This window comes from Enterobacter sp. ku-bf2 (assembly GCF_001742765.1).
GTDB lineage: Bacteria > Pseudomonadota > Gammaproteobacteria > Enterobacterales > Enterobacteriaceae > Enterobacter > Enterobacter quasiroggenkampii.
Genome location: NZ_MDVW01000012.1, coordinates 214,699 through 239,856, shown reverse-complemented (window position 1 = coordinate 239,856; position 25,158 = coordinate 214,699). Strand labels below are relative to the sequence as shown.

Sequence of the window (25,158 nt, the reverse complement as noted above, 5' to 3'; positions counted from 1 at the left end):
TCAACATGGCTGATTACAAACATCCCCTGCGCGTGGGCGTGGGTGGCCCGGTAGGGTCGGGCAAAACCGCGCTGCTGGAAGCGCTCTGCAAGGTGATGCGCGACACGTATCACCTGGCGGTGGTGACCAACGATATCTATACCAAAGAGGATCAGCGCATCCTGACCGAAGCGGGCGCGCTGGCGCCGGAGCGCATTGTGGGCGTGGAGACCGGCGGCTGCCCGCATACCGCCATCCGCGAAGATGCCTCAATGAACCTTGCGGCGGTGGAAGCGCTCAGCGAGAAATTCGGTAATCTGGATCTGATCTTCGTGGAAAGCGGCGGGGACAACCTGAGCGCGACGTTCAGCCCGGAGCTGGCGGATCTGACCATCTACGTGATCGACGTGGCCGAAGGGGAAAAAATTCCGCGCAAGGGCGGACCGGGGATCACCAAATCCGATTTTCTGGTGATCAACAAAACCGATCTCGCGCCGTACGTCGGCGCCTCGCTGGAGGTGATGGAACGCGATACCAACCGCATGCGCGGCGATCGTCCGTGGACGTTTACCAACCTGAAGGCGGGTGACGGCCTGGGGACGATTATTGCGTTTCTGGAAGAGAAAGGGATGCTGCGGGTGTAGTGCGGTTTGTTGTCCGGTGGCGCTGTGCTTACCGGGCCTACAAAACCGTAGGCCGGGCAAACGAAGTGCCGCCCGGCAAAAAAACTCACGCCTCAGGCAGTTCCGCCAGCGGCCAGCGCGGACGCACGGACACGCTCAGGTCAGACGTTGCGCCAGCGTTCAGGCGCACCATCCCGGCGTAGGCGATCATCGCCCCGTTATCGGTGCAGAATTCCGGACGCGCGTAGAACACTTCTCCGCGACGCTTTTGCATCATCTCGGCGAGCTTCGCGCGCAGCGTGCGGTTGGCGCTGACGCCGCCCGCCATCACCAGACGCTTGAAGCCGGTCTGATCCAGCGCGCGCTTGCACTTGATCATCAGCGTATCCACCACTGCATCTTCAAACGCGCGGGCGATATCGGCGCGGGTCTGATCGCTGTCGTCGTTATTGCGGATCGTGTTGGCCGCGAAGGTTTTCAGCCCGGAGAAGCTGAAGTCCAGCCCCGGACGATCAGTCATCGGACGCGGGAAGACAAAGCGCCCTTCCGTTCCCTGCGCCGCCATTTTGGACAGCATCGGGCCGCCTGGGTAATCCAGCCCCAGCAGCTTGGCGGTTTTGTCGAACGCTTCACCGGCGGCGTCGTCGATCGACTCGCCCAGCAGTTCGTACTTGCCAATGCCCGTGACGCTAATCAACTGCGTATGGCCGCCGGAGACCAGCAACGCCACAAACGGGAATTCAGGCGGATTCTCTTCCAGCATCGGCGCCAGAAGGTGCCCTTCCATATGGTGAACCGGGATGGCCGGCACGTCCCACGCGAAGGCCAGCGAACGGCCAACCGTTGCGCCGACCAGCAGCGCACCGACCAAGCCCGGACCGGCGGTATAGGCTACGGCATCAATATCGGTTGAACTTAACCCGGCCTCTTTCAGCGCCGCCTGGATCAGGGGAACCGTTTTACGCACGTGGTCACGAGAGGCCAGTTCAGGCACGACGCCGCCGTAGTCAGCGTGCAATTTCACCTGACTATACAGTTGGTTGGCCAGAAGCCCTTTTTCGTCGTCGTAAATGGCGATGCCGGTTTCATCGCAGGATGTTTCAATACCCAGTACACGCATGACTTGTTTTACCTCGTTTCAATACCGCGCAGTGTAGAGCCTGGGCGGGTTGATGTAAAACTTTGTTCGCCCCAGGAAGAAGGCTCGTGTATACTCCTCACCCTTATTAAAGTCCCTTTCAAAATCGCATCGGTGCTTTACAAAGCAGCAGCATTTGCAGTAAAATTCCGCACCATTTTGAAATAAGCTGGCGTTGATGCCAGCGGCAAACCGAATTTATTAAAGGTGAGAGTTACATGCCGGTAATTAAAGTACGTGAAAACGAGCCGTTCGACGTAGCACTGCGTCGCTTCAAACGTTCATGCGAGAAAGCAGGTGTTCTGGCTGAAGTTCGTCGTCGTGAGTTTTATGAAAAACCAACGACCGAACGTAAGCGCGCTAAAGCTTCCGCTGTGAAACGTCACGCGAAGAAACTGGCTCGCGAAAACGCACGCCGTACTCGTCTGTACTAATTGGTTGAGGGCCTCAGCCCTCAATTGACAGACAGAGTAATAGTCGTAAGGCCGTGCTTCCGGAAGGAATGCGCGGCTTGTTTTCGTTTATAAGTCGCTTAAATTTTGGGGCATATGGCCGGAAGAATCCCACGCGTTTTCATCAATGACCTGCTCGCCAGAACCGACATCGTCGATCTCATCGACGCGCGGGTAAAGCTGAAAAAGCAGGGCAAGAATTACCATGCGTGCTGTCCGTTCCATAACGAAAAAACCCCCTCCTTCACCGTAAACGGTGAAAAGCAGTTTTACCATTGCTTCGGCTGTGGTGCTCACGGTAATGCCGTTGATTTTTTAATGAACTACGACAAGCTCGAGTTCGTTGAAACCGTCGAAGAGCTGGCGGCAATGCATAACCTTGAAGTGCCGTATGAAGCAGGCAGTGGGCCAAGTCAGATCGAGCGCCATCAACGGCAAACGCTGTATCAACTGATGGATGGCCTGAATTCGTTTTACCAACAGTCTCTTAAGCACTCTGCGGCTGAGCCTGCGCGTCAGTATCTGAACAAGCGCGGACTGAGCGACGATGTCATTGCGCGTTTCGCTATTGGCTACGCCCCGCCCGGCTGGGACAACGTGTTAAAGCGTTTTGGCGGCAATAGCGAAGATCGTAAATCTCTCATCGATGCAGGCATGCTGGTCACCAACGACCAGGGACGAAGCTACGACCGCTTCCGCGAACGGGTGATGTTCCCAATCCGCGACAAGCGAGGCCGGGTAATTGGTTTTGGTGGTCGCGTGCTGGGTGATGCCCTGCCGAAGTACCTCAACTCCCCGGAAACCGATATTTTCCATAAAGGCCGCCAGCTTTATGGTCTTTATGAGGCGCAGCAGGATAACGCGGAACCTCCGCGTCTTCTGGTCGTCGAAGGCTATATGGACGTCGTTGCGCTGGCGCAGTACGACATCAACTACGCGGTGGCGTCGTTAGGAACGTCCACGACAGCGGATCACATTCAGCTGCTGTTCCGCGTGACCAACAACGTGATTTGTTGTTACGACGGAGACCGCGCCGGACGCGATGCCGCCTGGCGCGCGCTGGAAACCGCGCTACCCTATATGACCGACGGGCGTCAGTTGCGCTTTATGTTCCTGCCCGACGGTGAAGACCCGGATACGCTGGTGCGTAAAGAGGGTAAAGCGGCGTTTGAAGCGCGGATGGAGCAGGCTCAGCCACTCTCAACGTTTTTGTTTAACAGCCTGATGCCGCAGGTCGATTTGAGTACCCCTGACGGGCGCGCGCAGCTCAGCACGCTGGCGCTGCCGTTAATCAGTCAGGTGCCCGGCGAAACGCTGCGCATCTACCTGCGTCAGGAGCTAGGCAACAAGCTCGGCATTCTGGATGACAGCCAGCTTGAACGTTTAATGCCTAAACAGGCTGAAAACGGCACGGTTCGCCCCGCGCCTCAGCTAAAACGCACAACCATGCGTATACTGATAGGGTTACTGGTCCAAAACCCCGAGCTGGCGCCACAGGTGCCGTCGCTGGCGGGTTTGAACCACGAAAAATTGCCCGGACTTGGCTTATTTTCAGAACTGGTCAACACGTGTTTGTCTCAGCCAGGTCTGACCACCGGACAACTTTTAGAGCATTATCGCGGCACAAAAGAGGCCGCTACCCTTGAAAAATTGTCGATGTGGGACGATATAGCAGATAAGGACATTGCAGAAAAAACGTTCACCGACTCACTCAACCATATGTTTGATTCGATGCTTGAGCTGCGCCAGGAAGAGTTGATAGCTCGCGAGCGCACACACGGTTTAAGCAGCGAAGAACGCCGGGAGCTCTGGATGATTAACCAGGAACTGGCAAGAAAATAAGTGAAAGACAAAATCATTCGCGTTGTATCAAGGCAGCAAGCGAACGAAGTCCTGGGAGTGTACATAAGTACATGACCAGGATGAGAGAACGCAGCTAACGCAGAGACAACGTGAAGGATGAAGTATTTAACGGCTTAAGTGCCGAATATCGATCGGGAAGCCCCCGGCAGCCGCACTGAGAGGCAGCGGCAAAAATATAAGTACGCCCTCGCTTTAAAGGTTGGCAGCCCCATCGCCGACACCAATCAAACGAATTAAGTGTGGATACCGTCTTATGGAGCAAAACCCGCAGTCACAGCTGAAACTTCTTGTCCAACGTGGTAAGGAGCAAGGCTATCTGACCTATGCCGAGGTCAATGACCATCTGCCGGAAGATATCGTCGATTCAGATCAAATCGAAGACATCATCCAAATGATCAATGACATGGGCATTCAGGTGATGGAAGAAGCACCGGATGCCGATGATCTGTTGCTGGCTGAAACCTCCAACAACACTGACGAAGATGCGGAAGAAGCTGCTGCACAGGTACTGTCCAGCGTGGAATCTGAAATCGGGCGTACCACTGACCCGGTCCGCATGTACATGCGCGAAATGGGTACCGTTGAACTGTTGACCCGCGAAGGCGAAATTGACATCGCAAAACGCATCGAAGACGGGATCAACCAGGTTCAGTGCTCTGTTGCCGAATACCCGGAAGCGATCACCTATCTGCTGGAGCAGTACGATCGCGTTGAAGCGGAAGAAGCGCGCCTGTCTGACCTGATCACCGGTTTTGTCGACCCGAACGCTGAAGAAGATATGGCGCCTACCGCCACTCACGTCGGTTCTGAGCTGTCTCAGGAAGAGATGGATGACGACGAAGACGAAGATGAGGAAGAGAGCGACGACGACACCGCGGACGATGACAACAGCATCGATCCGGAACTGGCGCGCGAGAAGTTTGCCGAGCTGCGTACCCAGTACGAAGTGACGCGTGACACCATCAAAGCGAAAGGCCGCAGCCACGCTGCCGCTCAGGAAGAGATCCTGAAGCTGTCTGAAGTGTTCAAACAGTTCCGCCTGGTGCCAAAACAGTTCGACTACCTGGTGAACAGCATGCGCGTGATGATGGATCGCGTACGTACCCAGGAACGCATCATCATGAAGCTGTGCGTTGAGCAGTGCAAAATGCCGAAGAAGAACTTCATCACCCTCTTCACCGGCAACGAAACCAGCGAAACCTGGTTCAACGCGGCTATTGCGATGAACAAGCCGTGGTCTGAAAAACTGCACGACGTGAAAGAAGACGTGTATCGCGGCCTGCAGAAGCTGCAGCAGATTGAAGAAGAGACCGGCCTGACCATCGAGCAGGTCAAAGACATCAACCGTCGCATGTCCATCGGTGAAGCGAAAGCCCGCCGTGCGAAGAAAGAGATGGTTGAAGCGAACTTGCGTCTGGTTATCTCTATCGCCAAGAAATACACCAACCGTGGTTTGCAGTTCCTGGATCTGATTCAGGAAGGCAACATCGGTCTGATGAAAGCGGTAGATAAGTTTGAATACCGTCGTGGTTACAAGTTCTCCACCTACGCAACCTGGTGGATCCGTCAGGCTATCACCCGCTCTATCGCGGATCAGGCGCGCACTATCCGTATTCCGGTGCATATGATTGAGACCATCAACAAGCTCAACCGTATCTCCCGCCAGATGCTGCAGGAGATGGGCCGCGAGCCGACGCCAGAAGAGCTGGCCGAGCGCATGCTGATGCCGGAAGACAAGATCCGTAAAGTGCTGAAGATCGCCAAAGAGCCAATCTCCATGGAAACACCAATCGGTGATGATGAAGATTCGCATCTGGGTGATTTCATCGAGGATACCACCCTCGAGCTGCCGCTGGACTCTGCCACCACCGAGAGCCTGCGTGCGGCAACGCACGACGTCCTGGCTGGCCTGACCGCCCGTGAAGCGAAAGTCCTGCGTATGCGTTTCGGTATCGATATGAACACCGACCACACGCTGGAAGAAGTGGGTAAACAGTTCGACGTTACCCGCGAACGTATCCGTCAGATCGAAGCGAAGGCGCTGCGTAAGCTGCGTCATCCAAGCCGCTCTGAAGTACTGCGTAGCTTCCTGGACGACTAACCTGTCCTGACCGTGAAAAAGCTCCCAATCGGGAGCTTTTTTTTTGTTTATTCCCTCTCCCTTTGGACTGTGGGCTCCCCAGTAATTTATAAGCAGAAGCAATAACCTTGTTTCAGAACGAGTGAAGACTTTCAGCGATGCTCTGGTCCGGCTGTAAATCGCTGAGGCGTTTCCTGCAGGCCGGGGCGAGGCGCATGGATGCGCCGAGAGGGCGGGTCGCCAGGGTGGTGGCGACTGAGCCATCCTGGCACGTTCACAGGTCATGTCGTGACAGAGTAGCAAGGAACATAAAGTGAACGGAATGACCACCACGGCCGTATATTCCCCTCACCCTAACCCTCTCCCCGGAGGGGCGAGGGGACTGTTCCGTGCTGCCATAACGTTGTGGGGATCCCTCAGTCATGTGGGGAGAGGGTGAAGGCATCAGGCCGCAGAGGATTAAAGCCCCCGCACCATCAGCGCCTCATCGAGCTCCCGATACGCCTCTACCAGCTTATCCAGCGTCGCCCTGTTGAGCCCGCTCGGGTTCGGCAACACCCACACCTGCGTCACGCCAATCATGATGCTCTGCTTACCCCACTTAGCCCCGCGCTGGCTAAATGCCTGCTCGTAAGCCTGCTTGCCGAGGATCGCCAGCGCGGCAGGCTGGTAGTCTTCAATCTTCTTCACCAGCTCCCGCCCGCCGCTGCGCAGCTCATGCAGGTTGACCTCGCTTGCCTGCACCGTCGGCCGCTCGACCAGCATGGTTATGCCGCAGCGCGTGTCCAGCAGGTGCTGCTCCTCTTCAGGCTTGAGTAACCTGTCGGTAAACCCGGCCTGGTAGATCACCTTCCAGAAGCGATTGCCCGGGTGGGCAAAGTGAAAACCGGTGTGCGCCGAGGACTTGCCAGGGTTAATTCCGCAGAACACCACCCGCAGGCCAGGGGCCAGAATATCGTTGATCATCTTTACTCCCGCTGATACATCGTCAGGGAAGTATAAAGGATTGATTATGCGTTGTTTATAAAAACAGCAGGCAGGTGTGAATGGCTGGATTGCTGCGGGGAGTTACTTTATAATTCACCGCCACGGCCCCTTAGCTCAGTGGTTAGAGCAGGCGACTCATAATCGCTTGGTCGCTGGTTCAAGTCCAGCAGGGGCCACCAAATTTTAGCTTTAGAATCAAATAATTAAGCCACTCGATTGAGTGGCTTTTTTTGTTGTTTTTTAAAGTCCGCTAACCCTGGCTCAACGAAGCCGCTTGGACACGTCCAGAGGCACCAGGGGTCGCAATCAGGCGCTCCACGGACTCCATCGTCACGAACGTACAGCTGCAGTCCACATTGGTGCACTGGTGATAGCGCTCTTTGGTATTTTCACTTAGATAGCGACTGGTACGCGCATGCGCAGAGTGCTTGCACTTAGGACAATGAAACATGTACCCCTCCACTTAATTCACATTTTGTGAATCAATAATACCCAAAATAAAACCAATAGCAACTACATTACTCACTATCAACAGTAAATTTTTCGTCGCTGACGTTCAGCTCAAGCTTAAGCTGCGTGGTAAATCCGCTATCGTTGAGGGTATGCACCACTTCGCTGATGATCCACGCCTGCTCGTCGATGACGCGTTTAAAACCGTTTACCAGCACCGGCGTTTCTGGGAACAGATCGGCGCGTCCCAGGGCAAGCTGGATGGAAAACTCTACGGTTCCCCGCTGAAGCGCGCGCCACTTCGCCTCTGCGGCCCTGAGCGCCTGCTCTTCAGAGGCATAAACCGTGGTAAGCTCAAATACGTTTTCCGCCGATCCCACCAGCCTCTCTTGCGGCTTCTGCTCCTTGCCTCCTGTTTCCGCTACTGGTGCGACGGCATCCGGGTGCTGCAGTGCTTCTGTCGGCTGCCCCCCTGATTGACGTGAAATACTCAATTGAGGATTTTGTTGCTTTGGGTCGCGCGTTTGCAGCCATTTGGCCGTCACGCCGGAATAGTTTTCGCGGTCAGCGACGGAAAAAAGGTGCTTATCACCATCCCCACGCTCAATCATCATTAAGGGAATCGGCGTGCCGCTGGCCGTCACGGCATGGCCCGCCTTCATAAAAATAACCTTCCCGGCTTTGATTGAAACAAAGGCGCCATTACGTTCGGCCAGTCGGGAGAGAAACGCAGCGTCGGTCTCCTGAGACTGATCGATATGAGAAATGGCAATCGATGAAAGCCCAGCCCCAACGCTGGCAGATAACTGGTTACGCTGAGCAATAGTGTTGACTATCGCGCCGATCGTCGTGTCATGCCATGACTGTTCGCGCCGCACGTTTAGCTTTCCACGAAAATCCGCGCTGCATCCCCGAATCGTCAGCGTGTCCGGTGCGCCCCGAAATTCAATCGTATCGATCGTAAAGCTCCCTTTCGGCTGGAGCGGGATTCCCTCCCATCCCAGCCATAAGGACAGCCTTGCCCCCCGGGCCGGCAAGTCTAGTAGCCCGTCGGAATCATCCAGTTGAATATCCAGCTGATCGGCTTCCAGCCCACGTTTGTCGATCATGCTCAGGCTGATAAGACGGTGGCTGAAATTCTGTGTGACATCGCGATCGTCAAGCTTAAGCATAAAATCAGGGGCGATTTTTCCACCCGCCCGGATATTCATTTCGGTGATCATCCCACCAGCCCTCCAATGCTATTACGTGCACTCGTCACCAGCTCTTCGGCCTGGGTTCTCAGATCGCCAAACATCGTCACCAGCGATTCGTCCACGCGTTTCAGTTCCAGCGTAAAATTAATTTTTCGGGCGGTACCGTCACTGTAAAAATCCGAATGCGTATGCGTGACTTTCTCAATGATAAACATGCCGTGAATGATGCCGGTTCCGTCTATCAACGGCCATGCCCTCCCCTCATTCGCCATCAGCTCGACCGCCTTAAGGGAAAGCCGCCCTCCCGTGAGTTCCGGGTAAAGCAGTCCGGAGAGGGTAAAAGATGTCTCGCCTTCGCCAAGGTACTGCCAGGCTTTAGGTTTCCCGATCCGATCGTTGGACGCCCAGCGGTAATCCTTTGTAAACTGCATTGTCTGATAGGGTAAGGTTCGTCGTTCAAAGACAAACAGACCCAGCACCATTAACATTTTATCTCTCCTCAACCATACATTAAGCTGGATTGCTGCCGTCTCGCTTTATCCTGTTCAATGCTATCTATTGTCTCCCGGATTTGACGCGTCAGATCCGTTGCGGAGGCCGTGCCCCCCTGCAGCGTGATGTGATATTCGCTTTTACTCTGATCGACGTAAGAGCGTCCTCCCGGCACGAGGGTTGGCTGATACCCCTGGCCGACGCCAGAGATCCCCGCCACCGGAATGGACGAACTGCCCGCAGGAGAGGATGTCGCGTCTGCTTTTGCCGCCGCGGCATCGAGATTACCCGACTCGTTTTTGATAAGACCGAGTTTCTCCAGCAGCCAGCTGGCCTTGCCGCTCAGGCTGTTAAAGAGATTAAGCGGTGCCATTAACGCATCACCCAGCGCCTGTCCAAAAATCACGCCAGCGTTTTTACAGCCATCCAGCGTTTCCTGCGTCGCCTTGATCGGCGTAATCAAGTCGGTGAACCATTGCCAGATACCGCCCAGCTTCTCCGAGATAGCGTCAAATACCGCCATCACCGGTGAGAACAGCGCACCCAGCGGTGCGAAAGCCGTTGAAAGCCCTTCCATCACCCCGCCAAAGAAGGCGCTGATGGGCTCCCAGTATTTGAAAATCAGCAAAGCACCGGCGGCAATCGCCGCGCCAAGGGCTATCACCGGCCAGCTAAGGGCGCCCAGCACCGTCATGATGGCGCCGCCCACCACGCTGAATACCGTTCCTAACATCCCGGCCGCGGTAATAACCATATTGATGCCCGTCAGAACCGGACCAATAACCGTGCCTACGCCACCCAGTACCCCAGCAAATGCCTGCGCGCCGACAACAATGCTGGCAAGGGTCTGCGTCAGCTCAGGGTTGGCATTCACCCACAGGGAGGCCGTGCCAAGCCAGCCGGTTGCGGTTGTTATCAGGTTGCGCAAAGCGCCATCTGCTTTATCAAATACGTCAATCTTCAGCCCGCTCCACGCGGCCTGGAATTTGCTGATATCGCCGTCAAGATTGTCGGTCTGCACGGAAGCCACGAGCGCGGCACTGCCTGTTGCCCCCTGCAACTGCTGGCGTTTTTTATCAAGCGCGCCGTTACCCGCGGCTGAACGCAGTGCATCCGGAGCCTGTGGCTGTCGCAGCATCGCGCTGAGCGCGTCCCCGGCGGCAGCACCGTTCATTCCCTTTTCCGTCAGAACGCCAAGCTGCGCGATTGTCTCTTCAAGACCCATACCGGTCGCATCCGCAGCGGGCGCAGCAGAGGTGACGGCCGCCGCCATCTCAACGAGACTGGTGTTCGAAGAGGTAAACCCGCGGGTAAGTAAATCTGCGATGAGTCCCGCATCCGTATCGGCCAGGTTATAGGCGGCCTGCGTGCTGCTGAGAATATCGGCTGCTTTTGCCGCGTCGACATTCCCCGCCAGGCTGAGGTTAACCGTGGGTACAGTGGCAGCAATAACCCCATCGGCGTCGTAGCCTGAACGAGCCAGTTCGGTTTGTGCACGGACGACCGTATCTGCGGGGACTCCGGTCCTGGCACTGACCTCCCGCGCCTGCTGGCGAATGGCCTCAAGCCGGGCGTCGCCCTTCTCCAGACCAAGGCTTGCCTGAATAGTCGACATCTGTTTTTCAAAACTGATGCCAGGCGCCATAAACTGGGACGTCTGATCAAAGCCCGCTTTGGCCATGCCCACGCCCGCGTTAGCCAGTTGATGCACCCGCGTGGCAACGCGTTTGCCTGACTCGTAGCGATTCTGAACGGTACTCAGTTGCGCCTGCTGCTGATTGACGCGGGCCAGCGCATCCCGCTGTCGGTTAAGCTGCTGCGTTTTTTCGCCGATCTGACTTTTTAAACGACGCTCATCCGACGAAAGCGTTCGCGTGTTGATTCCCGCCTGAGCGAGTTCAGTCCGCTGACGCTGTACCGAGTAACGTAAGCTGTTGTACTCAAGCTTGAGGTTGGCTGCCGATTTTCGGGCTGCGGACAGCGCATCAGCCTGTGCCTGAGTAGGGTTTTGTGTGTTTTTAAACTGCAACGCCAGCGCCGCCGCCTGCTGTTTCGCCTGAGCAAGCGACTGCTCCGTCGTGGCGAGCTGGGCATTTGCTTTTCTGAAGCCGTTAATGCGCCCCGCCTGTTCGTCGAGCGCCCCCAGCGCCGTCTGCGAATCATGGATATCGCTCGCGAGAGTCAGGCTGGCGTTCTGAAGAGCGTTAAGCGGTCGGCTTGCACGATCAACTGCCTTAAGCAGTTCCTGAAGACTGACATTATTACTCATGGTGGTTTCCGCTTCGCTGCAGCGCTTTTTCGCGCCATAAGAGGAGTTCGGTCACGCTAAGGGAGTACAGTTCTGACGGCGGCCAGTGAAAAATCACCGCGATATCCGCCATCAGATCGTCGACCGACAGGTTTTCAGGAAATCTCAGCGAGCCGAAGCCGGTGACAAAAAACCGATCACCTTACCGGCAAAGGAGAGCAGATCGCAGGCATCCAGACGCGCAACTTCATGCTCGGTCAGAGCCGGCGAGGTCATTCGCGGCAGCACCTTGATCAGGGCATCAACGTCGGATTGCGCCAGCGAGGCCAGCGAGATCCCACGCAGAGTCCCGGCATTCGGTTTGGAGACCGTCACCTGTTCAATTTTTTGCTCACCGCGCAGAACGGGACTATCAAGCGTGACAATGTATGAGCTGTTGTTCATGGCGTTCTCGTTGCTATTTTCCATTTCATTACTCTTCTGAAAGTTAGCTTACCGGCCGGCTATCCGGGCCGGTTAAAGGGTTACAGGCCGATGGCCTTACGGTGTTCAGCCAGACGATCGACGCCGTCGACTTTCAGCACCATGTTGATGATGTCGATCTCGATGATCTCTTTGCCATCAATGGTCAGCTGGTAGTACGCGCACTCGGTGGACATCTTGGTGGTGCCGCTTTCGCCCTGCTTGTTCTCGCCGCCATCAAACTCTTTATGACGGCCGCGCATGACGATTTCGACGGCGGAGATTTCGCCGGTATCATCACGCTGGAAAGAGCCGGTAAAGCGCAGCGGCACGCTGTCCGCGCCCGGAGAAGCGTACTGCGCCCACAGTGCGGCGTCCGGCAGACCGCCAACAGTCCACTCCAGCGCCAGGGCATCATCGTCCAGACCGAGATCGACAGAGACCGAGCCCGGCATACCGCCGCCACGATACTTCTCCAGCTTGCGGGTAAGCTTCGGTAGGGTCACTGACTCAACAACGCCCATATAGCTCAGGCCATCGTTGAACATATTCAGGTATTTAAGTTTGCGTGGTAACGCCATGCTTCAGCTCCTTAGCTATTAACCGAATCTGACAGGTCTGCCAGATAGGTATCGGTGATGCGCTGGCGCAGGGTCAGATTTTCCAGCGGCGGGACAGGGGTGTAGTCGTAATCGATATACAGTTTCCCCGCTTTCAGGGTGGTTGCGTCGTTCGACTCAGGGTCATACCAGCAGGAGCCGTCGACGATATAGCCGTTGGTTTTCAGCTCGCGGAACTTGGCATTAATACCGGAAACGATGTCGCGGATAAGCGTTGGGGTGATGGGTTTATCCATCGCCCACGCGTGCGCTTCCGCCATGGTATCGGCCAGCACCTGCGCGGTACGGGTGTAGTTTTCAAAGACGAATAACGGGTCGTCAGAGCAGGTACGGTTACCCCAGAATTTGAAGCCGTCGTTGCGAATCAGCGTTGTGACGCCCGCCTGGTTAAGCAGGTTCGCATCGGTAGCCTGTTCCTGCAGATCCCAGGACACTGAGGCGCTTACGCCGGTGACGCCGTTGACGCCAACGTTTGACAGGGTTTTATGCCAACCGATGGTCTGGTCGATTTTGGCGCGCAGGCCAAGCGCGCGAGCGGTTGCCCAGGCCGTCGTCGTTGCGTTCGTGGTGGTATCCCATGCCAGAAAATCAGGGTGGATAACCATCAGCTCGCGCTGGCTGAAGTTTTTGCGGTAGTCGATCGCCTCAGAAATGGTTTTACATTCCCATGCGCTGACATAGCCGAACGCGCGCAGGCTCTGGCACATCGCGGCCAGCGCGGTTGCCACTTCCTGAGAATCCAGCCCCGGCACGCCGAGAATACGTGGCTTAACGCCGGTTACCGTTTTCGCCGTGAGAAGCGCCTTCAGGCCGGTATATTTACCGTTTTCATCGGTGGTACCGATGATGTTGGAAACGGTCTGTTTGCGCGCCTCCTCCGGGGTTTCTGCGGTGCCTTCAGCCACGCGAACAACAACGACAACCGGTTTACACTGGTCAGCAATCGCCTGCAGAGAAGCGGACAGCGTCCCCGCCTTGCCGGCTTTCGCAATCGCAGTTTGCACGTTGGTAATGAGCACGGGCTCGTTTAAAGGAAATGTCTTGTCGTCAGCATCGTTGGCCGTACAGACCATACCGATGATTGCCGTCGAGACGGTGGAAATGGTGCGGGTGCCATCGTTGATTTCGATAACTTCCACGCCGTGGTGATAGTCGCCCATCCGGTTAACTCCTTCGTTTAGTGGTGAGGCTATTGTCTGTGGAGTGCGTGATTGATGCGACGTATTGGGGTTGGGGAAAGGATTACACAACAAACGAAAAACCCTCCGGATGGAGGGTTTGGGGTCAGGCTGGGCGTTCGGGCCACTCGATAGCTGGGGCAGTACTGAGATCCAGCCGGTTTAGCATCACCCGATAGCGCTTCCAGAGTAACAGCGAGGCAGCTTCCTCATCTGTTACAATGCCAAGATCGGAGGCATCCTGGAGTGGGGCAATAATATCTGAAGTTTCGGCAAGTAATTCACTTCTTCTGGTTTCCGCCTGTTGAATCAATTCCTCACGACTCAACTGGCGTGGAATAATTTCAGTGCCATTCCACATCCACTCGCCGTATATATTAAGACCTTCAGGCACGTCTGTTAGGTCAACTTCTGAAACTGACATACCCAGCGGAAAAAGCCGATCTACCTGTTCGCTAAAAGAACGAATGACATTATTTTTGTCGTAGCATATTTTCAAACTATCGGGCTGAAAGCGGGACATATGATAATACCAATCCAGCCCTTCTTCTGACTGAAGGAAAATTGCGTTAAACATAAAGTCTTTATATTCTGGTTCATATTGAACGAAATTTTTAAGTGTAATCATGCTGTATGACCTACAGTAATCCATCCGATATTAGACAGGTACTTCTGAATTGGGCGGTAGAAAATCGTATCGCCGCCTGGGTTATCGCCTTCAAAGTTATAGCCTGTCATGGCACATCCTGGAGGCACACGCTGCCAGGCATTTCTTACTATCGTGAATGCCCCCTCAGCCCCCATAGCAACATCACGGACAAAGTATTGCAGTGTCCAGTCCTGTCGTGCATAAGGGCTTAAATCTTGTTGTGGGGGTGGGTTATTTGATGAATAAACTCGAACCGCTCCGCCTGATTCAAATACTCCTTGTCCTGAGTAGATATTTCCACTACTCGCAATCGCTCCATCTGGAGCAACTGTTGCCAGAAGACGATTGTTGAGCCATATAGCAAATCCAGTAGCATCGGTGCCCCCCCCCCTCGTCAGGCCGATAGCCATCGAATTATCGTACCATTCGAATATAGCGCCAGAAACAATCCCGCCGGGTCCTCCTGGCTGAGCGCTAATAAGCACTGAAGAGTTCCTTTCAGTAGGTACCGTTCCTACCCTGCCAAATCTGAAGGTACCGTTATAATCTCCGCCAAAGGCTGATACCGCATTAACATCGACAGCATTGGGCTTATTACCGGTATGATAAATCGTCTGCCAACCTCCCCACGTACTATTATCACCATTAAGCGCACGGAATTTAAGCTGTTTCCCACCATCGCTATAAGATGCAGCGTATTGAACCCGGTAACCACCCAGCCCGCCGACATCAAGAATCGTCGCCTCATAACCTGGCGAATTGGTTGCATTCGAATAACAAAAACTCACCGAGTTGGGCGGCAGAGCATCGGCATTTGAAAGTCCCGTACCGGCTCTTGCAGATACAGATCTGATAGCTACTGCACCACCATTAACCAGCAGCCGACCAGGAGTTATATCGTCAGGCGCCTCCTGGGCATTTTTGGTCGCAGCGGTACCCTGGCTATTCCTGAGTTTAATGAGGTCATCACTAACCGTTTTCACAGCCTTGGGTGTCGCAGCAAGGGCCTCAGACGCACTATCGGTCGCACTGCTAAGCTGAACAATCCCCTTTTGTCCGGTAGTCGCATCCTGAGCCGTATACTTACCACGGGCAAGATCGTAGGCAGCCTTAACCGCTTTCGGCGTTGCGGCCAGCGTTTCAGACACACTATCAGTCGCACTACTGAGCTGCGTAAATCCTTTAGCCGTTAGCGTGGCATCGGGATGACGGCGAGACTGCTCATGCTCTTCAAGCTTCTCATCAACGTACTCCTGGGTCGCCATCACCGTAGACGTATCTATCGAGAGCTCGACCGAGGCGATATCACTGACCATGATCACCATTCTCACGGTCTGTGCACGGCCCGATCCCTCCTCCAGTAATGGTTTGTAACTTTCCGCCATGTTGCCGACGGCAATCAGCGTACCGGTGTCATCGTAAAGCCCCATCTCACGCATCCAGAAACCACCCGCTTCGGGAGGAATGAGAAGCTCCGCGATTACATAGTTAAGCTTTTTATTGTCCTGGCTAATTTTATTCAGCCCATGGCGCCAGACTTCATTAACCAGCTTCGTCTGCCCGGCATCAGGAACCGGCAATGTGCCGCCACCGTCACCCACGGCCATCGCCGTAAAATTGACTTTCTTGCCGTTCGGGACGGTCGCGGCAGCCAGTTTTTCGGCACCGGCTTTGGTGATAACCGTTTTATATTTTACTGTCATTGTGCTCTCACTTATCCGGGATAAACCGTGATGATGTCGCCGTCATAGCTCAGGGCGCCGGTATAGAGATAACCCGGTATGTCCTGGATGATATTCAGGCCAATAAGGTGGCGGCTGGCAGGCTTTGCATCAGCAATAAGCCTCTCCATTTCGTAATACATTTCCTCGGTGATGCCCGTGTCCAGTACGCCGATATCAAGGCGGAAGGTGCCGGGCGGATCGTTGGTTTGCCACCACTCGGTAACATTAATCAGATAGCCAAGCGGCTCCACCACGCGACGTACAGCGCCTATCGTTCCCTTGTGGGCATGAATAAACCACGCGGCGCGGATCACCTCCCGTTTGGTGGCCTCCGGCCAGTTCTCATCCCAGCGGTCAACCGAAAACGCCCACGCCAGCCAGGGCAGCAAATTCGCCGGACAGGTGTCCGCATTCCAGAGATGGCGCAGCGGAACCGGCGTATTTTCGATGTCCGCACAGGCGCGCGCCGCGGCGACCTCAAGCGCCGATGAGCCGACCGGTAAAAGGCGGGCATTACTCATCGTTTCCCCCCACGGTTACGCTGTAGTGGCTGCACCAGGAGGCCTGAGTTTCATCAAGCACGATGTCAGCCGCGGGTGCGGTCAGTTCCACCCGCTGCACCCCTTCCACGTGAAGGGCAGCGTAAATGGCTGACTTGCGGATATCGCGTCCCAGCCGATGCTGAGCCGTGATGTAGGTCTGTAATCGGGCTCTTGCCGCATTGAGTACTGGTTCACTTTCGGGGCCGGGAAAAAGGAAAAGCGATGCTTCAATGCTGTAGTCGACAATGTTGGCCGACTGGACGGTCACGCGGTCGGCGACGGGCCTGACGTCCTCATCGTTCAGCGCATTGCGAACAACGGCGAGCAGTTCCTCAGACGCTACGCCGTTATTCTCCCGGGAGAGCACGGAAACCGTGACGTTTGCGGGCTGTGGGCTAATGACGGAAATGTCAGCCACCCGACCATCTGCACTGCGGCCATGGAACTGATACGCGCCCGTCGAACCGGCCACGCTCAGCCCTTCCGGCGCTTGCTGGATGCGCAGACGAAAGTCGGTATCGGACTCCATCACAGCCGGAGTGGGCGGTAACGTGGTGTCGTCGGCAGGGGTAATCGTAAGACGCGCAAGGTTCGCGTTTGCCCCGATCTGGTCCAGGTCGTGGCCTGCCGCATAGGCCAACATGACCGCCCGTGCAGCCTCGTTTACGCGCTGGCGCCAGATGACTTCCCGGTAGGCATTCTCCTGCAGCAGCTTCACAATCGGCTCGGATTCCAGCGTCAGCGTCCGTGCAATCGCCTCTCGCTCCTCTTCCGGATAGAGGGAGACAAAGGTGGCCTTTCGTTCTGCCAACAGCGTTTCATAATCCACCTCCTCCACGACATCAGGCGCGGCGAGCTGGCTCAGATCAACAATAGCCATAGCGTTTAACTCAGTGAAATGGTGATAGAAAAGGATTGTCCGGAGGTCGGGCGCGTGCCGGTGATATCGGCATACAACGTCCCGTCGTTCTCCGAACGTTCGAAAGTGATGGCCGTCAGGCTTATCCGCGGCTCCCATTTCTGGATGGCGGAATAACAGGCGGCCATGATCTGCAGGCGCAGCGCCGGGCTCTGCGGCCTGTCTATCATCGCCGCCAGCAGTGAGCCGTAATCCCGGCGCATGACCCGCGAGCCAATCGGCGTAACCAGAATGTCGCGCACGCTCTGCCGGATGTGGTCAGCCTCTGAAAGGCTTAGCCCGGTCTGCCTGTTCATTCCCCTGTAACGCACCGTCATTGTGTCCCCTTAGTCCAGCTTCCGCCGCTTTGCACACTGCCGTGCGCGTGGTTGTCCACCTGCACCCCGTTGGAGGTCAATTTACCGCCGGAGTGCTCAATATTTCCGGTCATCACCCCGCCCTTCTGCACTTCCAGCGAGGCGGTAATTAACTTGTTGGTACACACCACTTCAGGCGTATCCAGCGTGATGCGGGACGTTGAGATCACCCGCACTTCCGGCACGGTGGCGGTCAGCGATTCAGAAGCGGAAATGTCGGCCGTTTTAATACCTGAAACCGTCAGCGCCCCGCGTCCGGGTTCATACTCGATCACCGCGCCGTCAGGGAACGCGACGTGGAACGCGTCAGGCGACCCGGACGGCGCCGGATGGTCATCAGAGAAAATGCCGGGCAGCACAAAGGCGGTATCCAGCTCACCGCCGATGGCCAGCAGCAGCACCTGCTCTCCCTCGGAAGGGGCCCACCACACGCGCGAACGTCCCGCACGGCAGGTTAGCCAGTTCAGCCAGGTGGTTTTCATCCCGCCGGTCTGGACACGACAAAGCCCTCTGTTGAGGTCAACGTCGGTCACAACACCGATACGAATCAGATTGCGGATCGCGCGAGCGATACCGTGCATGGAAGTTAATGTACTCATGAGAAGAGAATGCCGTTCAGGAGGAACGGCAGCAACGAGACGGGGTTTTCTGCGGGATGATACAACAAGCGGTCCAGACAGCTGGCGGCTGGCGGCCTTCAGCGTGGGGAGCTTAGTCCTCCCACTGGCTGACCAGCTCACCGTTGATGTACAACGCCTTCGGACGCGTGACGGGCTCCGGCAGCGGCGGCTCCGGGGAATAGGTCGTGTGCAGAACGCCCTGTTCCTCGGAAACAAGAATGCGCTCGGTTAATTGCATGCTGATGCTGATATCCATCGTAGCGTCATCGTTTAAGACGATCGCGAAGGTGTATCCGTTTTTGCGTCCCTCATCGAGGGTAAAAATGTCCGGCTGGTTTTCCCGCAGCCAGGCCAGTACCGGAACAAAAAATCCCTCGCTGTCGCCCGTGAAACCGCTAACCTTCGCGTTTAGCACATACCGTTTTTCAAAGGAGAGCGAGGAGGCAAGGCGGGCGTCTATATTGCCACTGCCGACCGACATCTGCAGGCGCTCCGGGTTGGCATTCAGTTGGGGGATCGCGTCAATTAATGCCTGACGCAGGCTCTTGAGTTTGTGCATCGAGTTTATCCTGACAGTCTTTAATGGTTTCAACCTGCAGCGCGCAGGCGATAAGGGCGTACTCAAGCCTGCGAATATCGGCGCTGAGATCGCCGTTAGTGGCGGGTTCGCTTCCCGGCATCGGGCAGCGACTCACCTTCGGGCAGGCGTTGTAAACAATGGGCTGCGGAGGCGCAGGCGGTGCGGGTGTGCAACCTGCGGACAGCATCAGGCAGCTGAGCGGTATACCAGCGGCGTAACGCTTCATTTTCATTGAGTAATCTCCCGATAGTCGCTTCCCGTCTTACCCTCTCCTCGCCCGCAGCGACAAGCTCTTCACGGAGCCTGACCTGGGCGTTTTCGTTTGCTCTGGCCATCCGTTGCGACTGGGACAGCTGATGGTTGAGCGTAGCGAGGGCATTTTTTTGTTCGCTGGCGACCCGGTTGGCCGTGGCTAAGGAACGGGACAGGGTCAGGTTGTCATGACGAAGCCACAGCGCGATCGCCAGCAGCCCGGCCAGCATCAGCATGAGGACTCTCATGGCAGCCCCTTCATGCACCAGGCCTTCTCGCGGACACGGCGGTTTTCCAGACCGGTATTTTTGACGCCGTTGACGTACACCCAGCGGGTAAGCTCGCCGCATGCCTGCGACCACTGTTTACGCTTAATAAAAGACACCAGAGTCGAACGGCAGGCGGCGCCTGCGCCAACATTAAAGGTAAAACTCACCAGCGCGTCGTAGACACGCGGCGGCATCTCCACCGGCGCGCACGCCGTCAGCCGTCGCTCAACGTTGAGCACATCAGCAACCAGATTTACCGCGGCCTCACGCTCGGTAATGTCCCGCGTCGGCACAACGTTTGCCGTGTGGCCAATGCCTGACGTCCATACCCCAGCGCTGCACCGATAGGGCGAGAGGCGACAACCTTCGAGATCGGCAATCAGCGCCAGCCCCTCAGGGGACGTTTTCAGTAATCGAAAATCGGGCATCAGCACCGCCAGGGCCAGCACGCCGGCGACGCTGCAACGCTTAATGATTGAGTTCACGAATGCTCTTCTTATCGAGGCCCAGCGACTGGAGATAGCGCCAGGTTTTTCGCTTAAACCAGTAGTTCGTCAGCGCGGTAAAAATGGCGCAAACACTCCCCACGTACAGCGCGACCTTTTCAGGCGACATCGCCCCGAACCAGGCCAGCGCCACGGCCAGCCAGTAGGCGATAAACGTGGTGATTTTCTCCAGGCTCAGTCCCATAGATTTACGGATTCTTTGGTGGGGGCGCTATTTACCTCCGGCATCTCTACCGGCGTGCCGTGAGGCAAGATAACGCCTGACTCCGCGAGGCCAGGATTGGCCTTCAGAACGGCTTCTACGACGCCAGCCGTGCGCCCATAATAACGGGCGCAAACGGCATCAAGCGTGTCCCCCTGCATTGCATAGATCTTCATCAGACGCTCCCAACATCCGGTTACCAGGTACTGTAGAGTTTCCCGGGCTGGCGGCCTTTTCGCTATCGCTGACGGATGGACAATCGCGGACACAACAGACCGTCCACATGCAGCGAAGCGTGGGTCAACGAAAGCGCAAAATCTGAATGAGGGCGTGCGTTCGGGTAATGACGCTGGGCTAGCGCCAGCTCTCGTCTTCCCAGACTTCCCGGAGAATATTATCCAGCATCTCGCGATCGGCTTCTCCTTCGAGCCCCTGGAGCTCTACTCCCGTCATCGATCCTATTTTCACGGTCACCCGCGATGACGGGAACAGGGATCTTATTCGGCGGGTCAGTTCGTTCTGGAAGGCCTCGACGACGCCATGGCCAATCTGCTGGTCTTTATCGAGCGTAATGTTCACCCGAACGTTACCCTCTTTTTTGATGCGTTCCGGAACAGGCGATGCTGAGAAAACAACGGTAAACGCGTTGTTTTTGATTAAATTTCCCCGCGCAATCTCAGCAATCAAATTCAGGGCAATCTCACGATCTCTTTCCTGACATGTTCCTTCTGTCGTCAGTCGAGCAATCATCTCGACGCGTTCAATCATGACCTGCTCGTTCAACTCTCTGTCCACACAACCTCCACCACGAGATACTGTATAAACATACAGTAGCACGTATTCATAAAAAGAGTGAAGCGAAAAATCAGAACTCTTCACGGTATGTGCATGATATCGATGGAGATTAGCGTGCTCTCAGAGCGAACAGATCCGATAAATGCCCAATACGTTCAAGGATTTTCCGCGCCTTGTGCTGATAAGAAAGCGCTGCCGGAAAGAGCGATCCGTCAGCTGCGCCTCTGCACCATTTGTCGTTAAAGCGGCTTACGCCGCCCGCCATAAGATGCAGGGCCTCTGCGCGGCTGATGGCGATTCCGGTGGCGAGCCGAACTTCATCAATCACCTTCTCCGGGACCCCGTTCTGCGGATCCCGCTCGAAGACAAAGGGCGCCGCTGCGCCGGGCCGGATGCGCTTAATACGCTCGGTTAATGCCCGTCTCGCACGCCGGTTGAGGGGTTGAGAGAGATCGCTTAGCGTACAGTTATTGACAGAACTCCGAGAAGGCGCAGTTACATTCTCAGGCTCCAGGGCCCGCTTCGGCACAATTTTCCACTGCGTGAGCCGGGTTAAAACCGGGCTGCCCGCGCCGACGGCGGAATCGTACACGCCGCGGATGCGGACCGTTTCTTCGCCGTACTGGTTAAACCCGGTACCCGGCTCATACAGCGTGCGCACCTGTAAATCATCGCGACGCACAAACGGGCCGCCCTGTGCAGTGACGTAACCCGCCCAGTCACCGGCGTCGGCAGCTTCATGGACGGCAGCAAACTCGACGCTCAGACCACGCGCGGTCTCTGCGTCTGCCAGTCGGCGCAGCTCGCGGTAGACCGTTACCGGCGCGCCGCCGATGAACTGAAACTGGCGAATGTGCCAGCGCCCTGCCCAGGCCGATACGGCGGACGCCGTCTCCTTCAGCAGGCCGCCGCTTTCGTTATCGGTCTCGCCATCGAGCGCATAGCCGTCGATATTCTTTGAGATGTATTTGGCGATATAGCCGGTAGCGCTGCCTTTCTGCGGATCGATCGCGTCCGCGTGAAAGCGAGCCTGTCTGGCGCTTTCGCTCTGCAGCTCAGCGGCATCCTCCTCCCGGGCGTAGTCCCCTATAATCCGGCGAACGCATTCGACGTCTTCCGGCCGCATAAACATCAGCATGTGCCAGTGGGGCGTACCGTCGTGATGGGGTTCCGCGACGCGGATACCAAAGATACGGCGACCTTCCCGGTGCAGCTTTGCGCGGATGCGCGCCCACACCCGGGTGAGGTAGCCTTGCGTATCCGCCGGGCTGGCCCCGTTCCACTTCGCGTTGGGGTAGCCCGATTTCACGGTGGCGTGATACTGCGCGGGGGCGGTTAAGGTATAGAATTCGCCCACATAGCCCAGCGCCTGGCAGATATTTTCAAACCCGCGAATGCGGGTCATGAGCTCACAGCGACGTATCGCCGGGTTGGCCACCGAGCTATCGTATTTTTCAATCAGGCTAATGCGGTTGCCCTCTTCATCTTCCAGCTCCATGCCCTTGAGAAATTCACGGGTGCGGCGCTTCTGCTCGCGCCACTCGGTCACGCAGCGTTTGCTCGCGTACGCCATTCTCTTTTTGCTGACGTTGCCGAGGGCAATCTGCAAATGCTCGCGCCAGGCAGCCGCGATCCGACGTAAACGCCCGCGCCACCACGCCTCGGAAAACATCCGCATCACCGCAGCGGCAACATCGTCTTTGTTGAAAAATGTCTTCGACACCCGCTCCCAGTGCGGAGGCGACACGTTGAACTGTCGGGCGATCAGTCCGGCGCGCTGATACCAGACGTACAGCGTCTGGTATTCACCCATCTCAGCATCGTTAATATTCGCCAGCTCGCCGCGAATAAAGCTGGCGATATCGGCGGCCAGCAGGTCGATATCCGCGCGGGACATATCCGGCAGACGGTTATAGCGGGCAACCAGTTCAACCATTCGCGAGGCAAGGTACTGCAGAAGCTGGGTATCGAAATGGCCTTTAAACACGGCTCGGGAGACTGCATCATGCAAACCTGCGCAGGCATAGCGTTCAGAGACCCGCCGCAGGCGGGGCAATATCCTGTTGCAGAAGCGGATAAAAAAGGCATTGGCCTGGGGATTGCCCCGATGCAGTTCGAGGGCGTCAACGGCGCGCCAGACCTCAAAACGCACGCAGTCAGGCTGCTGTGAGAGGGCCATTCTTGCCTGCAGCAGCGTCGCGAAGAAGCGATCGCGACGCTGCTGCTGGGCATGGGTAAGATAAGGGCTGGCAATGGCCGACCGCGGTGCATTCCACGGATAAGCGAATGACGTAGCCAACTCACCCTCCCCGGACGTGTTTATTTTTCATCTCCGCGATCTCCTGACAGGTGACGCACAGGGCCACGCCGGGCACCGCCATACGGCGCGCCTGCGGTATTGGAGCCTCACACTCCTCGCAGAAGAAACGTGAAGGCGATGCGGGTCGTCTGCGGGCGCTATTAATGTGGCGCTCTCTGTCTTCCTGCTCGCGCGCCTGGGCAAGATCGATAAAATCGGCCATCAGTGCAGCTCCTGGGATTCACGCTCGTAGCGGGCCGCTTCGTGGCACAGCAGTTCGGCAACGTCTTCCCCGCTCATGCCGGTTTTGTAGATCTGGCTCGCCAGCGCCTCCAGACGCAGGGAGACCGCAAGGGCGCGCGCGCATCGTTCCTCTGTTTTTGCCTCCATCAGCAGGCGTTGCAGTTCTTCACTTCCGATCGGATAAGGGCGGTTTTCACTGTGTCGCATTACGCGTTCTCCTTAAATTCAGGCAACAGGGTGCCCGGCGGGTTTACGCCATTCGTTTTTGGGTTGGGTTACAACGGCATGGTCAGCCGTTCAGGAAATAAACTCACAACAGCACGAAAATGATTCATCGCGGTAATTAGCGCTCTTTTCTCCTCTGTGGTCAGCTCGCTGATATCGCACTCATGACGGGCGACGGGTAATCTCGCCAGGAAAAAGAGAGCGGCCAGCGCCCTGCTGTTCTCCTCAAAAAAGGGATCGCGCTTATCGCGCATGTCAGCCATAAACCGTGCCAGCTCTTTCCCGCTATCGCTCCCGTAGCGGGCGCGCAGTTCAGCGATGTGGTTAAGCCCGCTAAGACGCGCCCCCACGCTTAGTGGAACCCTTGCACGGGCAGCTTCTATCGCCATATCTCCCCTCGCGTAAATGTATGCACGCTAATGCGTTCAAAACGGGCAGAGCACGGCTTTTTCCGCCGTTTAAGGATTGCGATTTCGGAAGCCATGCTGCATGATTCCCATTTTGATAATGCCTGCAATCATTAGCCTCAGTTTGCCAACGTCTGCCGCTGATTGCCCGAATTTGTAATGATACTAATACCCAAATGAGTATTAGTAAACACCCAAAGGAATATATTTTGATACTAGATTCTCAAGTGAATAATGAAGAATTGCTCGATAGAATCTGTCAGGTATATGGTTTCACGCAGAAAATCCAGCTGGCCCGACACTTTAATATCGCCGCCAGCTCGCTTCAGAACCGCTACGCGCGCGGTACCATCTCTTACGACTTTGCGGTTCAGTGTGCGCTGGACACCGGCGCCAGCCTTCGCTGGCTGATGACCGGCCAGGGTGCGCAGTTTGCAGGAAACCCCGCCCCGGGCGATCCCGTTTCGGTTGCGACATTCACACTCAGTGACGGGAGGCTGGAAGAAAATTCCATTTTGAGTATCGACGCTGCTTTCTTTAGCAAACCGCTGACGCGCGGCATCGCCGTCCGGGCAGAGGGGAAGCTGCACTTTATCGAAAAAGAGGCGTCGTTAACCGACGGCCTGTGGCTGGTTGAGATTGAAGGCACCGCCAGCATCCGCGATCTGACGCTGCTGCCGGGGAAAAAACTTCACGTGGCGGGCGGCAAGGTTCCCTTTGAATGCGGTATCGACGAGATAAAAACGGTGGGACGCGTGGTGGGGATCTATAGCGAAGTAAGCTGAGGATACTAAATTCAAGG

32 protein-coding genes and 1 tRNA gene are annotated in these 25,158 nt (G+C 56.2%); 6 read left to right on the top strand and 27 right to left on the bottom strand.

From position 1 onward, the window contains the following. Positions 1-5 precede the first annotated feature (5 nt). Positions 6-623, top strand: a complete 618-nt coding sequence (gene ureG, locus BFG58_RS13520) for an urease accessory protein UreG (protein ID WP_069719947.1) — start codon at positions 6-8, stop codon at positions 621-623. An 85-nt stretch (positions 624-708) separates the two neighbouring features. Here the strand turns inward: ureG and tsaD are convergent, their stop codons facing one another. Beyond that, positions 709-1,722, bottom strand: a complete 1,014-nt coding sequence (gene tsaD / locus BFG58_RS13515; protein WP_045909996.1) for a tRNA (adenosine(37)-N6)-threonylcarbamoyltransferase complex transferase subunit TsaD — start codon at positions 1,720-1,722, stop codon at positions 709-711. Positions 1,723-1,958: 236 nt separating this feature from the next. Between tsaD and rpsU the strand changes: the two genes are divergently transcribed. The 3 genes from rpsU (at position 1,959) to rpoD (ending at position 6,156) form a co-directional block, all read left to right on the top strand. Continuing rightward, the gene (rpsU, locus tag BFG58_RS13510; RefSeq protein ID WP_001144069.1) at positions 1,959-2,174 is read left to right on the top strand and encodes a 30S ribosomal protein S21; all 216 of its coding nucleotides are present in this window, start codon (positions 1,959-1,961) and stop codon (positions 2,172-2,174) included. Positions 2,175-2,288: 114 nt separating this feature from the next. Beyond that, positions 2,289-4,034 carry a DNA primase gene (dnaG, locus tag BFG58_RS13505; protein ID WP_048028960.1) on the top strand — a complete coding sequence of 582 codons (1,746 nt, stop codon included), beginning with the start codon at positions 2,289-2,291 and terminating at the stop codon, positions 4,032-4,034. A 274-nt stretch (positions 4,035-4,308) separates the two neighbouring features. Next, positions 4,309-6,156 (top strand): RNA polymerase sigma factor RpoD, encoded by a 1,848-nt coding sequence (rpoD, locus tag BFG58_RS13500; protein ID WP_025758549.1) that lies wholly within the window; start codon positions 4,309-4,311, stop codon positions 6,154-6,156. Between the two features lie 438 nt (positions 6,157-6,594). Here rpoD and mug read toward each other — a convergent pair whose 3' ends face one another. Continuing rightward, on the bottom strand, positions 6,595-7,101 hold the full coding sequence (gene mug / locus BFG58_RS13495) for a G/U mismatch-specific DNA glycosylase (protein WP_008503183.1): 507 nt from the start codon (positions 7,099-7,101) through the stop codon (positions 6,595-6,597). 124 nt (positions 7,102-7,225) lie between these two features. On the opposite strand from mug, the gene BFG58_RS13490 reads away from it, so the two are divergent. After that, positions 7,226-7,301: transfer RNA gene (locus tag BFG58_RS13490), tRNA-Ile, on the top strand. 71 nt (positions 7,302-7,372) lie between these two features. Here BFG58_RS13490 and BFG58_RS13485 read toward each other — a convergent pair. The 25 genes from BFG58_RS13485 to BFG58_RS13370 form a co-directional block, all read right to left on the bottom strand. Then, positions 7,373-7,573, bottom strand: a complete 201-nt coding sequence (locus tag BFG58_RS13485; protein ID WP_048224951.1) for an ogr/Delta-like zinc finger family protein — start codon at positions 7,571-7,573, stop codon at positions 7,373-7,375. Positions 7,574-7,640: 67 nt separating this feature from the next. Beyond that, the gene (locus tag BFG58_RS13480; RefSeq protein WP_069719946.1) at positions 7,641-8,795 is read right to left on the bottom strand and encodes a phage late control D family protein; all 1,155 of its coding nucleotides are present in this window, start codon (positions 8,793-8,795) and stop codon (positions 7,641-7,643) included. Next, positions 8,792-9,256: a phage tail protein gene (locus BFG58_RS13475; protein ID WP_045910024.1), complete on the bottom strand. Its 465-nt coding sequence runs from the start codon at positions 9,254-9,256 to the stop codon at positions 8,792-8,794. Before BFG58_RS13475 ends, BFG58_RS13480 begins: the two co-directional genes overlap by 4 nt. A gap of 11 nt (positions 9,257-9,267) precedes the next feature. Further along, positions 9,268-11,529, bottom strand: a complete 2,262-nt coding sequence (locus BFG58_RS13470; RefSeq protein WP_069719945.1) for a phage tail tape measure protein — start codon at positions 11,527-11,529, stop codon at positions 9,268-9,270. Next, entirely contained in the window at positions 11,522-11,641 is a 120-nt protein-coding gene (locus BFG58_RS13465) for a GpE family phage tail protein (protein WP_023616176.1), read from the bottom strand. The genes BFG58_RS13470 and BFG58_RS13465 overlap by 8 nt, the downstream gene beginning before the upstream one ends. A 32-nt stretch (positions 11,642-11,673) precedes the next feature. Then, positions 11,674-11,976: a phage tail assembly protein gene (locus BFG58_RS13460; protein ID WP_023616177.1), complete on the bottom strand. Its 303-nt coding sequence runs from the start codon at positions 11,974-11,976 to the stop codon at positions 11,674-11,676. A gap of 56 nt (positions 11,977-12,032) precedes the next feature. Continuing rightward, positions 12,033-12,551, bottom strand: coding sequence for a phage major tail tube protein (locus BFG58_RS13455; protein WP_045910027.1), 519 nt, complete (start codon positions 12,549-12,551; stop codon positions 12,033-12,035). An 11-nt stretch (positions 12,552-12,562) separates the two neighbouring features. Beyond that, a complete protein-coding gene (locus tag BFG58_RS13450; RefSeq protein ID WP_069719944.1) occupies positions 12,563-13,750 on the bottom strand; it encodes a phage tail sheath protein in 1,188 nt (395 codons plus the stop codon). Between the two features lie 124 nt (positions 13,751-13,874). Continuing rightward, positions 13,875-14,396 carry a tail fiber assembly protein gene (locus BFG58_RS13445; protein ID WP_063439547.1) on the bottom strand — a complete coding sequence of 174 codons (522 nt, stop codon included), beginning with the start codon at positions 14,394-14,396 and terminating at the stop codon, positions 13,875-13,877. Further along, complete coding sequence (locus BFG58_RS24340) at positions 14,393-16,120, bottom strand: phage tail protein (protein ID WP_254665203.1); 1,728 nt, start codon at positions 16,118-16,120, stop codon at positions 14,393-14,395. Before BFG58_RS24340 ends, BFG58_RS13445 begins: the two co-directional genes overlap by 4 nt. A gap of 11 nt (positions 16,121-16,131) precedes the next feature. Continuing rightward, complete coding sequence (locus tag BFG58_RS13435; RefSeq protein WP_023616181.1) at positions 16,132-16,662, bottom strand: phage tail protein I; 531 nt, start codon at positions 16,660-16,662, stop codon at positions 16,132-16,134. Next, positions 16,655-17,563: a baseplate assembly protein gene (locus BFG58_RS13430; RefSeq protein ID WP_048224966.1), complete on the bottom strand. Its 909-nt coding sequence runs from the start codon at positions 17,561-17,563 to the stop codon at positions 16,655-16,657. Before BFG58_RS13430 ends, BFG58_RS13435 begins: the two co-directional genes overlap by 8 nt. 5 nt (positions 17,564-17,568) lie before the next feature. Then, entirely contained in the window at positions 17,569-17,919 is a 351-nt protein-coding gene (locus BFG58_RS13425) for a GPW/gp25 family protein (protein ID WP_069719943.1), read from the bottom strand. Next, positions 17,916-18,557 carry a phage baseplate assembly protein V gene (locus tag BFG58_RS13420; RefSeq protein WP_069719942.1) on the bottom strand — a complete coding sequence of 214 codons (642 nt, stop codon included), beginning with the start codon at positions 18,555-18,557 and terminating at the stop codon, positions 17,916-17,918. The genes BFG58_RS13425 and BFG58_RS13420 overlap by 4 nt, the downstream gene beginning before the upstream one ends. A gap of 112 nt (positions 18,558-18,669) precedes the next feature. Continuing rightward, positions 18,670-19,137, bottom strand: coding sequence for a phage tail protein (locus BFG58_RS13415; RefSeq protein ID WP_069719941.1), 468 nt, complete (start codon positions 19,135-19,137; stop codon positions 18,670-18,672). Beyond that, complete coding sequence (gene lysC / locus BFG58_RS24200; RefSeq protein WP_229226321.1) at positions 19,100-19,345, bottom strand: Rz1-like lysis system protein LysC; 246 nt, start codon at positions 19,343-19,345, stop codon at positions 19,100-19,102. The genes BFG58_RS13415 and lysC overlap by 38 nt, the downstream gene beginning before the upstream one ends. Further along, complete coding sequence (lysB, locus tag BFG58_RS24335; protein ID WP_069719940.1) at positions 19,233-19,658, bottom strand: Rz-like lysis system protein LysB; 426 nt, start codon at positions 19,656-19,658, stop codon at positions 19,233-19,235. The genes lysC and lysB overlap by 113 nt, the downstream gene beginning before the upstream one ends. Continuing rightward, a complete protein-coding gene (locus BFG58_RS13405) occupies positions 19,655-20,164 on the bottom strand; it encodes a lysozyme (protein WP_045910035.1) in 510 nt (169 codons plus the stop codon). Before BFG58_RS13405 ends, lysB begins: the two co-directional genes overlap by 4 nt. Further along, positions 20,148-20,369: an HP1 family phage holin gene (locus tag BFG58_RS13400; RefSeq protein ID WP_023616187.1), complete on the bottom strand. Its 222-nt coding sequence runs from the start codon at positions 20,367-20,369 to the stop codon at positions 20,148-20,150. Before BFG58_RS13400 ends, BFG58_RS13405 begins: the two co-directional genes overlap by 17 nt. After that, positions 20,360-20,563: a tail protein X gene (locus BFG58_RS13395; RefSeq protein WP_024906438.1), complete on the bottom strand. Its 204-nt coding sequence runs from the start codon at positions 20,561-20,563 to the stop codon at positions 20,360-20,362. Before BFG58_RS13395 ends, BFG58_RS13400 begins: the two co-directional genes overlap by 10 nt. A 178-nt stretch (positions 20,564-20,741) precedes the next feature. Continuing rightward, the gene (locus BFG58_RS13390; RefSeq protein WP_023616189.1) at positions 20,742-21,182 is read right to left on the bottom strand and encodes a DinI-like family protein; all 441 of its coding nucleotides are present in this window, start codon (positions 21,180-21,182) and stop codon (positions 20,742-20,744) included. Between the two features lie 109 nt (positions 21,183-21,291). Then, complete coding sequence (locus BFG58_RS13385) at positions 21,292-23,481, bottom strand: replication endonuclease (protein ID WP_069719939.1); 2,190 nt, start codon at positions 23,479-23,481, stop codon at positions 21,292-21,294. A 1-nt stretch (position 23,482) separates the two neighbouring features. Continuing rightward, positions 23,483-23,704: a TraR/DksA family transcriptional regulator gene (locus BFG58_RS13380; RefSeq protein ID WP_048028939.1), complete on the bottom strand. Its 222-nt coding sequence runs from the start codon at positions 23,702-23,704 to the stop codon at positions 23,483-23,485. Next, positions 23,704-23,931: a DUF2732 family protein gene (locus tag BFG58_RS13375; protein ID WP_023616297.1), complete on the bottom strand. Its 228-nt coding sequence runs from the start codon at positions 23,929-23,931 to the stop codon at positions 23,704-23,706. The genes BFG58_RS13380 and BFG58_RS13375 overlap by 1 nt, the downstream gene beginning before the upstream one ends. Before the next feature lie 68 nt (positions 23,932-23,999). Further along, positions 24,000-24,338 (bottom strand): DUF5347 domain-containing protein, encoded by a 339-nt coding sequence (locus BFG58_RS13370; RefSeq protein WP_023616298.1) that lies wholly within the window; start codon positions 24,336-24,338, stop codon positions 24,000-24,002. A gap of 227 nt (positions 24,339-24,565) precedes the next feature. Here BFG58_RS13370 and BFG58_RS13365 point away from each other — a divergent pair, with 227 nt between their 5' ends. Then, the gene (locus tag BFG58_RS13365; RefSeq protein WP_045910040.1) at positions 24,566-25,141 is read left to right on the top strand and encodes a phage repressor protein CI; all 576 of its coding nucleotides are present in this window, start codon (positions 24,566-24,568) and stop codon (positions 25,139-25,141) included. The last annotated feature ends 17 nt before the right edge of the window (positions 25,142-25,158 follow it).

Excerpts from the sequence above, each read along its gene's own strand:
- ureG (WP_069719947.1), top strand. The coding sequence starts at position 6 with ATGGCTGATTACAAACATCCCCTGCGCGTGGGCGTGGGTGGCCCGGTA.
- tsaD (WP_045909996.1), bottom strand. The coding sequence starts at position 1,722 with ATGCGTGTACTGGGTATTGAAACATCCTGCGATGAAACCGGCATCGCC.
- rpsU (WP_001144069.1), top strand. The coding sequence starts at position 1,959 with ATGCCGGTAATTAAAGTACGTGAAAACGAGCCGTTCGACGTAGCACTG.
- dnaG (WP_048028960.1), top strand. The coding sequence starts at position 2,289 with ATGGCCGGAAGAATCCCACGCGTTTTCATCAATGACCTGCTCGCCAGA.
- rpoD (WP_025758549.1), top strand. The coding sequence starts at position 4,309 with ATGGAGCAAAACCCGCAGTCACAGCTGAAACTTCTTGTCCAACGTGGT.
- mug (WP_008503183.1), bottom strand. The coding sequence starts at position 7,101 with ATGATCAACGATATTCTGGCCCCTGGCCTGCGGGTGGTGTTCTGCGGA.
- BFG58_RS13485 (WP_048224951.1), bottom strand. The coding sequence starts at position 7,573 with ATGTTTCATTGTCCTAAGTGCAAGCACTCTGCGCATGCGCGTACCAGT.
- BFG58_RS13480 (WP_069719946.1), bottom strand. The coding sequence starts at position 8,795 with ATGATCACCGAAATGAATATCCGGGCGGGTGGAAAAATCGCCCCTGAT.
- BFG58_RS13475 (WP_045910024.1), bottom strand. The coding sequence starts at position 9,256 with ATGTTAATGGTGCTGGGTCTGTTTGTCTTTGAACGACGAACCTTACCC.
- BFG58_RS13470 (WP_069719945.1), bottom strand. The coding sequence starts at position 11,529 with ATGAGTAATAATGTCAGTCTTCAGGAACTGCTTAAGGCAGTTGATCGT.
- BFG58_RS13465 (WP_023616176.1), bottom strand. The coding sequence starts at position 11,641 with ATGGCGGATATCGCGGTGATTTTTCACTGGCCGCCGTCAGAACTGTAC.
- BFG58_RS13460 (WP_023616177.1), bottom strand. The coding sequence starts at position 11,976 with ATGGAAAATAGCAACGAGAACGCCATGAACAACAGCTCATACATTGTC.
- BFG58_RS13455 (WP_045910027.1), bottom strand. The coding sequence starts at position 12,551 with ATGGCGTTACCACGCAAACTTAAATACCTGAATATGTTCAACGATGGC.
- BFG58_RS13450 (WP_069719944.1), bottom strand. The coding sequence starts at position 13,750 with ATGGGCGACTATCACCACGGCGTGGAAGTTATCGAAATCAACGATGGC.
- BFG58_RS13445 (WP_063439547.1), bottom strand. The coding sequence starts at position 14,396 with ATGATTACACTTAAAAATTTCGTTCAATATGAACCAGAATATAAAGAC.
- BFG58_RS24340 (WP_254665203.1), bottom strand. The coding sequence starts at position 16,120 with ATGACAGTAAAATATAAAACGGTTATCACCAAAGCCGGTGCCGAAAAA.
- BFG58_RS13435 (WP_023616181.1), bottom strand. The coding sequence starts at position 16,662 with ATGAGTAATGCCCGCCTTTTACCGGTCGGCTCATCGGCGCTTGAGGTC.
- BFG58_RS13430 (WP_048224966.1), bottom strand. The coding sequence starts at position 17,563 with ATGGCTATTGTTGATCTGAGCCAGCTCGCCGCGCCTGATGTCGTGGAG.
- BFG58_RS13425 (WP_069719943.1), bottom strand. The coding sequence starts at position 17,919 with ATGACGGTGCGTTACAGGGGAATGAACAGGCAGACCGGGCTAAGCCTT.
- BFG58_RS13420 (WP_069719942.1), bottom strand. The coding sequence starts at position 18,557 with ATGAGTACATTAACTTCCATGCACGGTATCGCTCGCGCGATCCGCAAT.
- BFG58_RS13415 (WP_069719941.1), bottom strand. The coding sequence starts at position 19,137 with ATGCACAAACTCAAGAGCCTGCGTCAGGCATTAATTGACGCGATCCCC.
- lysC (WP_229226321.1), bottom strand. The coding sequence starts at position 19,345 with ATGCTGTCCGCAGGTTGCACACCCGCACCGCCTGCGCCTCCGCAGCCC.
- lysB (WP_069719940.1), bottom strand. The coding sequence starts at position 19,658 with ATGAGAGTCCTCATGCTGATGCTGGCCGGGCTGCTGGCGATCGCGCTG.
- BFG58_RS13400 (WP_023616187.1), bottom strand. The coding sequence starts at position 20,369 with ATGGGACTGAGCCTGGAGAAAATCACCACGTTTATCGCCTACTGGCTG.
- BFG58_RS13395 (WP_024906438.1), bottom strand. The coding sequence starts at position 20,563 with ATGAAGATCTATGCAATGCAGGGGGACACGCTTGATGCCGTTTGCGCC.
- BFG58_RS13380 (WP_048028939.1), bottom strand. The coding sequence starts at position 23,704 with ATGGCCGATTTTATCGATCTTGCCCAGGCGCGCGAGCAGGAAGACAGA.
- BFG58_RS13375 (WP_023616297.1), bottom strand. The coding sequence starts at position 23,931 with ATGCGACACAGTGAAAACCGCCCTTATCCGATCGGAAGTGAAGAACTG.
- BFG58_RS13370 (WP_023616298.1), bottom strand. The coding sequence starts at position 24,338 with ATGGCGATAGAAGCTGCCCGTGCAAGGGTTCCACTAAGCGTGGGGGCG.